Below are 11,019 nucleotides of genomic sequence, written 5' to 3'. Positions count from 1 at the left end.
CCCCACCTTCGGCGGCTGGCTCCTTGCGGTTACCTCACCGACTTCGGGTGTTGCAAACTCTCGTGGTGTGACGGGCGGTGTGTACAAGGCCCGGGAACGTATTCACCGCGGCATGCTGATCCGCGATTACTAGCAATTCCGGCTTCATGTAGGCGAGTTGCAGCCTACAATCCGAACTGAGACTGGTTTTTTGGGATTGGCTCCACCTCACGGCTTCGCTACCCTTTGTACCAGCCATTGTAGCACGTGTGTAGCCCAGGACATAAGGGGCATGATGATTTGACGTCATCCCCACCTTCCTCCGGTTTGTCACCGGCAGTCACCTTAGAGTGCCCATCTGAATGCTGGCAACTAAGATTAAGGGTTGCGCTCGTTGCGGGACTTAACCCAACATCTCACGACACGAGCTGACGACAACCATGCACCACCTGTCACCGTTGTCCCCGAAGGGAAAGGTCTATCTCTAGACCAGGCAACGGGATGTCAAGCCCTGGTAAGGTTCTTCGCGTTGCTTCGAATTAAACCACATGCTCCACTGCTTGTGCGGGCCCCCGTCAATTCCTTTGAGTTTCAGCCTTGCGGCCGTACTCCCCAGGCGGAGTGCTTAATGTGTTAACTTCGGCACTAAGGGTATCGAAACCCCTAACACCTAGCACTCATCGTTTACGGCGTGGACTACCAGGGTATCTAATCCTGTTTGCTCCCCACGCTTTCGCGCCTCAGCGTCAGTTACAGGCCAGAAAGTCGCCTTCGCCACTGGTGTTCCTCCACATCTCTACGCATTTCACCGCTACACGTGGAATTCCACTTCCCTCTCCTGCACTCAAGTCCTCCAGTTTCCAATGACCCTCCACGGTTGAGCCGTGGGCTTTCACATCAGACTTAAAGAACCGCCTGCGCGCGCTTTACGCCCAATAATTCCGGACAACGCTTGCCCCCTACGTATTACCGCGGCTGCTGGCACGTAGTTAGCCGGGGCTTCCTCCTTAGGTACCGTCAAGGTACAGGCTTGTTCATCCTATACTTGTTCTTCCCTAATGACAGAGTTTTACAATCCGAAAACCTTCATCACTCACGCGGCGTTGCTCCGTCAGACTTTCGTCCATTGCGGAAGATTCCCTACTGCTGCCTCCCGTAGGAGTCTGGGCCGTGTCTCAGTCCCAGTGTGGCCGATCACCCTCTCAGGTCGGCTACGCATCGTCGCCTTGGTAGGCCGTTACCCTACCAACTAGCTAATGCGCCGCGGGCCCATCTGTAAGTGGTAGCTTGCGCCACCTTTCTAGTTCATCTCATGCGAGATGTTCTCTTATCTGGTATTAGCTCCGGTTTCCCGGGGTTATCCCAGTCTTACAGGCAGGTTGCCCACGTGTTACTCACCCGTCCGCCATTCCAGATGTCAGATATCGGAAACCGGAAGCCGGATGAAAGCAATACTACGATGTTTACTTTCAAATCCGTTTTACTTCCTCGAGAGGTCATTCACTCTGACCTCTGGCCTCTGATATCTGACACCTGTCATTCGACTTGCATGTATTAGGCACGCCGCCAGCGTTCGTCCTGAGCCAGGATCAAACTCTCCATAGAAACTTTTAATGTTTTAGCATTTAGAGTTTCTAGTCCTGTGATTCAGCTACATGAGCATCATCACAAGGGCATAAAAAGTTATCCTTAACTCTAATAAATTGATTAGGTCCACATTTCTGTGGTACGCTTGGCTTTTACACTGTTCAGTTTTCAAAGAGCAATTTCAACAACGAAATTTATTTTATCATAAATATTGTCTATTAGTCAATATCTTTTTTAATTTTTAAATACTGCTAAATCATTATAAGTCAGCAAAGAATATAATAATATATACCTTGTTACTATGTCAATTATATTTTCCCTATATATTGCATTTGGTTCAATTCCTATGAAACCCCCTAATATAATGATGTTATTAGAGGGCTTTCAACCAGACTACTCTGATAAACTTTCTTGTATTTTTGGTTTGGACAAAAACCATCCACTAACCAAAATAGTAAGAAGTACAATCCAAAAAGTAAGTTTCCAAGCTTTACTTTCTGCAAATCCTTCAGCAATTATTGCTACTTGTGGATGTGATAAGGTATAGACTGCTAACTTCACACCTACCCAAGCAACAACAAGATATGCTGCAGTTTCTAGGCCAGGCCTTTTATGAAGCAAATCTACAAATTTATTAGCTGCAAATCGGATCAAGATTAATCCAATAATACCACCTAATAGAACAACAATAAAGTGCCCTCCATGCATCCCACCTATATTAGGGAGATTTGTCAGTGGTAAAGTTACCGCCAACGCAACAGCTGCAAGTATAGAATCAACTGCAAATGCGATATCGGCTAGCTCCACTTTTAGGACTGTCATCCAAAAATTTGAGCCCCCATTTCCTTTGTTGTCTTTTCTACTCTCATGTTTCGTAAGTTTTTGTTTGATGACGTGATTTAAACCTAAATAAATTAAATAAATGGCTCCTATGGCCTGAACCTGCCAAACGTCGATAAGATACGAAATAATGAACAAAGAACCAAAGCGAAAGATAAACGCACCTGCCAAACCATAAAATAAAGCCTTTTTTCTCTCTTTTTCTGGTAAGTGTTTTACCATGACTGCCATCACTAATGCATTGTCAGCAGCTAGTAATCCTTCAAGTCCAACCAATACCAACAACGTCCACCCATATTCTGCTAATATTCCTAGATCCATTCTTTGTTTCCTCCTTTTTTTTATCGTTTATCAATTAGGCTTAAAAAATACAAAAGACCTTTACCCCAAAAAAATTAGGTAAAGGTCTCGCTAACAAAGACTTGCCAATAAAGCCGAGGCTAAGCCTGTAATGACGACTTTATTGTAAAAGCTACTCCCCTTAAAGAAGTGTATTTGAATATTTATGAAGATCATATCATGAATTGATAAAAAAGCCAATCTATTTTATTTACCATTCTAAACTTCTTGACTTCTATCGCGCATGAGAGGGAAAAGAAGCACATCACGAATAGATGGTTGATCAGTTAGTAGCATCACTAATCGGTCAATTCCAATCCCAAGGCCACCTGTAGGAGGCATTCCAATTTCTAAAGCATGAATAAAATCCTCATCCATTTCGTGAGCCTCTTCATTTCCTTGTTCCCGTTCTTTTAACTGTGCCTCAAAACGTTCTCTTTGATCAATTGGATCATTTAATTCCGTAAATGCATTTGCATGCTCACGACTCACAATAAACAATTCAAATCGGTCTGTAAAACGAGGATCCTGTTCATTTTTCTTTGCTAATGGAGAAATTTCTACAGGATGACCATATACAAATGTAGGTTGGACTAATTTTTCTTCTACTAATTGTTCAAAGAATTCATTAACAATATGACCATAAGTCATATGGGGCTCAACTTGAACGTGATATTGTTTGGCTAGTTCACGTGCCTCGTCATCAGACATATGCTGACTAAGATCAACACCTACATATTTCTTTATCGCATCAATCATTGAAATTCTTTCCCATGGTGGATCTAGATTGATTTCTTGTTCTTGATAAGTAATTTTAGTGGTACCTAATACTTCCTTTGCAACATAGGCAATCGCATTTTCAGTTAAATCCATAATTGTTTTAAAATCGCCATAAGCCTCATATAATTCAAGCATCGTAAACTCGGGATTGTGCCTAGTAGAGATACCCTCATTACGGAATACACGTCCAATCTCGTAAACCTTCTCCATTCCACCCACGATAAGACGTTTTAAATGCAACTCAATAGCAATCCTCATATATAACTGCATATCTAAAGCATTATGATGGGTGATAAAAGGTCTGGCAGCAGCTCCTCCAGCAATGGCATGCATTGTTGGTGTTTCTACTTCAATATAGCCCAATTTATCCAAATAATTTCTTAATGCTTTGATAACCTTACTTCTTATTACAAAAGTTTGCTTTACTTCAGGGTTCATGATTAAATCAACATAACGTTGGCGATATCTCAATTCTACATCTTTTAAGCCGTGAAATTTATCTGGTAAAGGGTATAGGGATTTTGTAAGGATATGTAATTGATGCACTTTAACACTTGTTTCTCCTTTATTTGTTTTAAAAACATTCCCTTCGATACCAATGATATCGCCTAAATCTAAAATTTCAAAAGCTTTAAATTCCTGTTCGGTAACTTGATCCATTCGGATATAAATTTGAATTTTACCACTTAAATCCTGAATATGAGCAAAGCCTGCCTTTCCTTGTAGGCGTTTTGTCATAATTCTTCCAGCAATTTTAACGTGAAGATTCTTCATTTCAATTTCTTCTTTGCTTAAGTGATTCAATTCATTTAAAATTTCTTGTGCTGTGTGCGTTCTTTCGAATTTATAGCCAAAAGGATCAAAACCTAGTTCCTTTAATTCGGCTAATTTTTGACGACGCACAAGAAGCAGTTCATTTAATTCAACTACCTCTTGGCTCATATTCACCAACTCCTACTTCTTCACTCATTATTTTTTTATATCTAGAATTTCATATTGAATGACACCTGCTGGTACATTTACATCAACAATAGCACCTTTTTGCTTACCTAGCAATGCTTTCCCAACTGGAGATTCATTTGAGATCATATTTGCAGTAGGGTCAGATTCTGCTGATCCCACAATCGTATATTCAACAATATCATTAAACTCTAAGTCCTTCAACTTAACAGTTGAACCTATGCTTACCACATCTGTGTTCACATCATCATCATTGATAATCCTTGCGTTTCTTAACATTTTTTCTAATGTAATAATTCTACCTTCAATAAAAGCTTGTTCATTTTTAGCATCTTCATATTCAGAGTTTTCACTAATGTCACCATAACCAATTGCAATCTTAATTCTTTCTGCAACTTCTCTGCGTTTTACCGTTTTTAAGTGTTCTAGCTCTTCCTCTAATTTCTTCAACCCGGAAGGCGTTAATATTACTTCTTTATCAGCCATTTATAATTCCCCTTTGTGAAAGATTTCCATACGATTATATGTTTTTTTTCAATAAAATATACAATCTAATAGATGTAATTACTTTGCGATTGATTTTATATAGAACAAAAAGCTTCTTCCTTTAATCGGAACTAAGAAGCTTTTGAACCAAGGTTCATTCAAGTTTTTGAATTAGTCTGAATGGTATTATATTGCAATCGTTACCAATTGTCAACCATTTACAGAAAAAAGGTGGAACTCAGGAAATAATCATATTCTCTTCGATACTTTCTACATATTCTAACAATACTCGCTTCATCTCTTCCTTTGTATCTATTTCATTGATGATTTCTCTTACTTTAGCTGCACCAGGAAGGTTTTTTAAATACCATCCTGCATGCTTCCTCATTTCTTTTACCCCTATATTTTCACCCTTTAACTGTATTAAACGATCCATATGCAAAAGAGCCACATCTATCTTTTCCTTTGCAGAAGGTTCAGGTAAAAGCTTTCCTTCTGTTAAGTATTTAACGGTTCGGTATAAGATCCAAGGGTTCCCAAGTGCTGCCCGTCCAATCATTACACCATCTACTCCCGTTAGATCAATCATTCTTTTTGCATCTTCAGGTGAAAATATATCCCCATTCCCAATTACGGGTATATTTACAGCTTCTTTTACCTGGCGGATGATATCCCAGTCTGCTTTACCGCTATACATCTGTTCTCTAGTCCGTCCATGTACGGCTAACGCACTTGCACCTGCACTTTCTATCGCCTTTGCATTTTCAACCGCATAGACATGCCCACTGTCCCAACCTGTTCTCATTTTTACCGTTACAGGTTTTTTTACCTCTTTGACAACTGCTTCAACCATCTCTTCAATCTTAGGAGGGTGTAATAACAATTTGGCTCCAGCATCGTTTCTGGTTATTTTAGGTACAGGGCATCCCATATTGATATCAATAATATCCGCATTTGTATATTGATCAACAATCTTTGCTGCTTCTACAAGACTACTTTTATCCCCGCCAAAAATTTGAAGGCTTAGTGGTTTCTCATCTTCTCCTACTTCTAACATTTTTAAGGATCTTTCGTTTTTCTGTAAAATTGCTTTATCACTTACCATTTCTGCCGTTACAAGTCCTGTTCCAAATTCTCTTGCAATCAAGCGAAAGGCATAATTGCTTACCCCTGCCATAGATGCCAATACTACGTTGTTTTCTAGCTGGACATTCCCTATCTTCATGCCTACCTCCAGATGATTTTTGAATTTCATACTTCTTCTTTAAGAAGTTCATCCATATCTATTTGCAATGCTAAACAAATTTTTTCAAGCAATATTAAATCAGGATCTCTGTTCCCTCTTTCAACTGATCCTAACACAGCTACAGATACCCCTATTTCATCTGCTAAATCTTGTTGAGTTAGTCCTTTTAATTTACGAAAGGCCCGAATTCGTTTATTGATACCTTTCATACTTTTCCAACCTTTCTTTTTGATCTAACTTCTTGATCATTTCTTGTATTGTGATATGGTAACCGGGTATACCTTGATCATAGATTTCTGATAAAGGAATTAAAACAAATAATCGCTTGGTTAGATAAGGATGTGGGACAATTAGGTCTTTATCGTTAATTATCTTATCACCAAATAATAGAATATCAATATCAATTGTTCGTGGTCCCCAATGGATTTCCCTTGTTCTACCTAAATTCTGTTCTACTGTTTGAATATATTCTAATAACTCCTTTGGCTGCAGATTGGTTTCAACTTCTATAACTATATTTAAAAAATCTGGTTGTTCTTTATTACCAAAAGGTTCTGTCTCATAAATCGAGGACTCTTCTATCACCTTAACATTAGGATGTTGGTTTAATTGATCTATTGCATACCTTAAGTATTGATATCGATCTCCCATATTTGAGCCCAAACCTAAATAAACACCCCTCATCTTTCAATCCCTCTTCTGATTTCAACAGTCACACTTTCCAGATGGCCGGGAATAGGCGGTTGAATCTTTCGAACTCTTACCACCACTTCATGTAATGGAAAAGTATTAAGTAGTTCCTTGGCAGTATGTTCAGCAAGAGCTTCAAGAAGTTTGCGTTGTTTCCCCATGATCAGTTGTTTTACGACCTCATAAACCTGTGCATAGTTTACAGTATCTTCAATACAATCAGTTTCCCCAGCTTTTTTTAAATCAAGGTACATTTCTAAATCTACTTCAAATTTTTGACCCAGTTTTTTTTCTTCTTCAAACACTCCATGATATGCATAAAATTGCATCTTATCAAATATAATTTTATCCATTTCTCCACCTACTATTGCCTTCCATATAAATCATCGCATCCATCATTTTGCAAACCCTTTTCATTTCTTTTACATCATGCACTCTCATGATTTTACATCCTTTTACGATCCCCATGGCTACTGTAGCTGCGGTTCCCTCTAATCTTTCATCAACAGGTAAATGAAGCGTATTCCCTATGATTGACTTTCTAGAAGTTCCTAACAAAACAGGATAACCCAAAGCTACAATTTCATCTAATCGATTCATGACTTGTAAATTATCTTGGTACGTTTTGGCAAATCCTATACCAGGATCTAAAATGATTTGATCGGCCTTAACACCAGCAGTGATTGCTATCTGAATACTCTCTCGTAAGTCTGCAATGATATCATCCATTAAAGAATCATACTCCATATTCATTCGGTTGTGCATTAAGATGACTGGGACCTGATATTCTGCTACAACCTTAGCCATATTTGGGTCTTTCTTAAACCCCCAGACATCATTAATAATATGGGCACCTGCTTCAATGGCTTGTTGTGCGACTTCAGCTTTATACGTATCAACAGAAATAGGTACTTTAATCTCTTTAGCTAATGCTCGAATCACTGGAATAACCCGTTCCAGTTCTTCTTCAACGGAAACTTCTTGATGACCAGGACGAGTCGACTCACCTCCAACATCAATGATATCGGCTCCATCAGCTATCATTTTTTTTGCATGTTTTAATGCAATAGCTAGTTGATTGTATTTCCCCCCATCAGAAAAGGAATCAGGTGTAACATTAAGGATCCCCATGACTAAAGTATGCCTTCCTATAGTTAAATCGATTCCTTTACTGTGAAGGGTGCGTTCCCTATTAGATACATCTTCGCTATATAATACAGATTCTATTTCTCTTCCTACTTGTTTTAAACCAAAGGGTTGAACCTTTAATTTTCGTATGATCTCCCAATATTGTCTTCGTGTCCCTATTAGAAGCACATCGGATGTCTCTTTGGTTAGCATCGATACATCTTTATGTAAAACAGCATCTCCTCCTTTAGACAACATTTCTTGTTTTATCAGATTTGCTGCCTTTAAGGATAGATTTTGAATTTTAATTAGGATTGTTTCAGCTTTAGGAGCCATCAAACGTATACCTGGTTCATCAGCGCCAAGTTTTCTCATTTCTTCAAGCAATTGTTCTCTATTATTGATTTTAATCATATGAGTATTATATTTCACTAATTTCACTTCCTCATTTATTTTTATGGGTGAAATAAGCTTTAAAGAGTACTTATAATTTGCAACAAATCTTCCTTATTAAAATAATATTTAGTATTACAAAACTGGCAAACAACTTCTGCACCATTTTCCTTTTCAATCATATCCTTAATTTCCTCTTTGCCTAAACTAATAAGCATCTGTTCTATTCTGTTATGGGAACATGAACATTTAAACTGAATATTCATGCTTTCAAGAAACTCTACTTTTTCTGCAAAGATTGTTTCTAAAATTTGTTCTGGTGACATTCCTTGATCGATCAAGCTTGTTACGGATGATATATTTTGAATTGATGCTTCAATCATCGATATATCATTTTCCTCTAATCCTGGCATAATTTGAACAATGAACCCTCCTGCAGCACGAATACTGTAATCAGGATTTACTAAGACCCCTGCAGCAACAGAAGAGGGGGTTTGTTCTGAATAAGCAAAGTAATAAGTGAAATCCTCTCCCAACTCTCCAGAAATAAGGGGAACACTTCCACGATAAGGTTCTTTTAATCCAAGGTCTTTAATCACATATAAATACCCTTCACCAACTGCACTTGCAACATCTAATTTACCTAATTCATTAGCGGGTAGATCTACAACAGGATTTGTCACATAACCACGCACTTCACCTTTTGCGTTCGCATCAACAACTATCTGCCCAATAGGTCCATCCCCTTTTATCAAAATGGTTAACTTCTCATCTCCTTTTAACATCGCTCCCATCATAGCCCCTATCGTTGCTGCTCTTCCTAAGGCAGCGCTTGCTGTTGGCCATGTATCATGACTTTGTTGTAGTTTAGAAACCAATTCTGTTGATTTTATCGCATAAGCTCTTACTTTTCCGTCAAAGGCTAATGCCTTTACTAAATAATCATTCATAATAACCTCCATTCCGCCGCTAGCGCTGGCGGCACAAATAGTAATGAAAAATGGTGTGCGGCTTTCACCACTTTGCTATGATTAACTTAAGGAGAAGATATACTACAAAGCACGGCGAGGTGAGTCGTAGATTACTTCTCAGTTCAAAACAGTATAATAACCAGTGTAAGAATCATCTTTCAAGCACAAATAAGTGGTTCTATAAGACCGCACGCTAATCATTGTTTTAGCTCTTTGTTAAATGTGTGATGGTTCAGTCAATGTCTTCTTCCTCCAATTATGAAAGGAGGCTGTGCCATGAAAGTTGTTTATCCTATCTGTTGCGGTGTCGATGTGCATAAGACTTTTCTCGTCGCCACAATTATTACTTCACAGGGGATTACCCCTCATTATTCAAAAAAGAGATTTTCTACTTTTAACAATTCCATTCTTCAATTCAAGCAGTGGCTGATTGATAACAACTGCTATGATATGTGCATGGAATCGACCGGGAAATATTGGGTTCCTGTCTACAATCTTTTGGAAGATACCATCCGTATGACTGTTGCTAACCCCAAATGGGTGAAGGCTGTAAAAGGAAATAAGGATGATAAAAAAGATTCTAAGTGGATTGCTGACCTTTTCCGCCTTGGTTTAGTACCAGGAAGCTATATCCCTAATAAACCAGTCCGTATTCTTCGTGAATACACTCGCTACCGTTCTAAACTTGTTTCTTGTAGAAGCAGTGAAAAGAACCGTTTTCAAAACGCTTTCACAGTCTGTAATGTAGCCCTTGATGCTGTCGTTTCCGACATGTTTGGCAAATCTGCCACTTCCATCACGGACTATCTGATTTCCTCTGATACCTTTGACCCGGAATACTGTACTTCTCTTCTTCATAAATCTTTGAAAAAAAAAGCAGATAACGTGGTTGAATCTATTGAAGGATACCAAATGACTCAGGAACAAAAAGAACGTATGATCATGGTTCGTTCTCACCTCGACTTCGTAACCAATTCGATTGCTGAACTGGACGAAAAACTGGATAAGTTGGTCGAACCTTATGAAAGTGCCATTAACCTTTTATGTACCATTCCCGGAGTTAATAGAGCATCTGCAATCACCATTATCTCCGAGATTGGTACAGATATGTCTCAATTTGCCAACTCCAAGCGTTTGTGCTGCTGGGCGGGACTAACACCTGGCAATAATGAATCTGCTGGTAAGAAGAAATCTGTCCGTATTACACGTGCCGGTGTATACCTCAAACCTGCATTGGTACAAGTTGCCCATGCAGCCGTGAAATCGGATAAGTCTCCTTACTACAAAATCAAGTACGAACGCATTTCTAAAAGGAGAGGCAAAAAAAGAGCCATAATCGCTATTGCAAGGATGATACTCACCGCCATATACAATATGTTTGTTACTGGCGAAGTGTGGAATCCAAGCGACTTGTATAAAATTGATATGCCACAAGAAATGCAGGACAAGCAGAAAGAGAAAGCTATTAATCAGGCAATAAAACTCCTAATTGCCCAAGGTATAATAAAGGCTTCTGACATTTCTGTAGCTTAAAACCAAAGCTTGATTTTTTTTAGGTCTTTAAAGACCTTAGTTTGCTGCGCCCTTTTTTACCAAATTTAAGCTTATTTTTCACGCTAT

General features: G+C 38.8%; 10 protein-coding genes and 1 rRNA gene. 1 reads left to right on the top strand and 10 read right to left on the bottom strand.

The features are described 5' to 3' along the window. The 10 genes from TEPIDINF_RS12425 to hslO form a co-directional block, all read right to left on the bottom strand. Window positions 1-1,584: ribosomal RNA gene (locus TEPIDINF_RS12425) — 16S ribosomal RNA — on the bottom strand; the annotation flags it as partial. Window positions 1,585-1,959: 375 nt separating this feature from the next. Continuing rightward, a complete protein-coding gene (locus TEPIDINF_RS12420) occupies window positions 1,960-2,727 on the bottom strand; it encodes a TerC family protein (protein ID WP_069797946.1) in 768 nt (255 codons plus the stop codon). Window positions 2,728-2,964: 237 nt separating this feature from the next. Continuing rightward, window positions 2,965-4,467 (bottom strand): lysine--tRNA ligase, encoded by a 1,503-nt coding sequence (gene lysS / locus TEPIDINF_RS12415; RefSeq protein ID WP_421692119.1) that lies wholly within the window; start codon window positions 4,465-4,467, stop codon window positions 2,965-2,967. A gap of 27 nt (window positions 4,468-4,494) precedes the next feature. After that, window positions 4,495-4,971: a transcription elongation factor GreA gene (gene greA / locus TEPIDINF_RS12410; protein WP_068727121.1), complete on the bottom strand. Its 477-nt coding sequence runs from the start codon at window positions 4,969-4,971 to the stop codon at window positions 4,495-4,497. Between the two features lie 238 nt (window positions 4,972-5,209). Beyond that, on the bottom strand, window positions 5,210-6,196 hold the full coding sequence (gene dusB, locus TEPIDINF_RS12405; RefSeq protein WP_421692118.1) for a tRNA dihydrouridine synthase DusB: 987 nt from the start codon (window positions 6,194-6,196) through the stop codon (window positions 5,210-5,212). A gap of 26 nt (window positions 6,197-6,222) precedes the next feature. Continuing rightward, on the bottom strand, window positions 6,223-6,426 hold the full coding sequence (locus tag TEPIDINF_RS12400; protein ID WP_068727117.1) for a helix-turn-helix domain-containing protein: 204 nt from the start codon (window positions 6,424-6,426) through the stop codon (window positions 6,223-6,225). Beyond that, window positions 6,410-6,901, bottom strand: coding sequence for a 2-amino-4-hydroxy-6-hydroxymethyldihydropteridine diphosphokinase (gene folK, locus TEPIDINF_RS12395; RefSeq protein ID WP_421692117.1), 492 nt, complete (start codon window positions 6,899-6,901; stop codon window positions 6,410-6,412). The genes TEPIDINF_RS12400 and folK overlap by 17 nt, the downstream gene beginning before the upstream one ends. Next, the gene (gene folB / locus TEPIDINF_RS12390; RefSeq protein ID WP_069797938.1) at window positions 6,898-7,260 is read right to left on the bottom strand and encodes a dihydroneopterin aldolase; all 363 of its coding nucleotides are present in this window, start codon (window positions 7,258-7,260) and stop codon (window positions 6,898-6,900) included. The genes folK and folB overlap by 4 nt, the downstream gene beginning before the upstream one ends. Next, window positions 7,253-8,467 carry a dihydropteroate synthase gene (gene folP, locus TEPIDINF_RS12385; protein WP_421692116.1) on the bottom strand — a complete coding sequence of 405 codons (1,215 nt, stop codon included), beginning with the start codon at window positions 8,465-8,467 and terminating at the stop codon, window positions 7,253-7,255. Before folP ends, folB begins: the two co-directional genes overlap by 8 nt. A gap of 41 nt (window positions 8,468-8,508) precedes the next feature. Beyond that, the gene (gene hslO / locus TEPIDINF_RS12380) at window positions 8,509-9,378 is read right to left on the bottom strand and encodes an Hsp33 family molecular chaperone HslO (RefSeq protein ID WP_421692115.1); all 870 of its coding nucleotides are present in this window, start codon (window positions 9,376-9,378) and stop codon (window positions 8,509-8,511) included. 297 nt (window positions 9,379-9,675) lie between these two features. On the opposite strand from hslO, the gene TEPIDINF_RS12375 reads away from it, so the two are divergent. Beyond that, entirely contained in the window at window positions 9,676-10,932 is a 1,257-nt protein-coding gene (locus tag TEPIDINF_RS12375) for an IS110 family RNA-guided transposase (protein ID WP_415802040.1), read from the top strand. Window positions 10,933-11,019 lie beyond the last annotated feature (87 nt).

The organism is Tepidibacillus infernus (assembly GCF_048898065.1).
GTDB classification, from domain to species: Bacteria; Bacillota; Bacilli; order Tepidibacillales; family Tepidibacillaceae; genus Tepidibacillus_B; species Tepidibacillus_B infernus.
The sequence above is the reverse complement of the archived record's forward strand: the minus strand, read 5'-3'. Positions and strand labels throughout refer to the sequence as shown.

What these genes read in the sequence shown, in the direction of transcription:
- TEPIDINF_RS12420 (WP_069797946.1), bottom strand. Translation starts at nt 2,727, where the DNA reads ATGGATCTAGGAATATTAGCAGAATATGGGTGGACGTTGTTGGTATTG.
- lysS (WP_421692119.1), bottom strand. Translation starts at nt 4,467, where the DNA reads ATGAGCCAAGAGGTAGTTGAATTAAATGAACTGCTTCTTGTGCGTCGT.
- greA (WP_068727121.1), bottom strand. Translation starts at nt 4,971, where the DNA reads ATGGCTGATAAAGAAGTAATATTAACGCCTTCCGGGTTGAAGAAATTA.
- dusB (WP_421692118.1), bottom strand. Translation starts at nt 6,196, where the DNA reads ATGAAGATAGGGAATGTCCAGCTAGAAAACAACGTAGTATTGGCATCT.
- TEPIDINF_RS12400 (WP_068727117.1), bottom strand. Translation starts at nt 6,426, where the DNA reads ATGAAAGGTATCAATAAACGAATTCGGGCCTTTCGTAAATTAAAAGGA.
- folK (WP_421692117.1), bottom strand. Translation starts at nt 6,901, where the DNA reads ATGAGGGGTGTTTATTTAGGTTTGGGCTCAAATATGGGAGATCGATAT.
- folB (WP_069797938.1), bottom strand. Translation starts at nt 7,260, where the DNA reads ATGGATAAAATTATATTTGATAAGATGCAATTTTATGCATATCATGGA.
- hslO (WP_421692115.1), bottom strand. Translation starts at nt 9,378, where the DNA reads ATGAATGATTATTTAGTAAAGGCATTAGCCTTTGACGGAAAAGTAAGA.
- TEPIDINF_RS12375 (WP_415802040.1), top strand. Translation starts at nt 9,676, where the DNA reads ATGAAAGTTGTTTATCCTATCTGTTGCGGTGTCGATGTGCATAAGACT.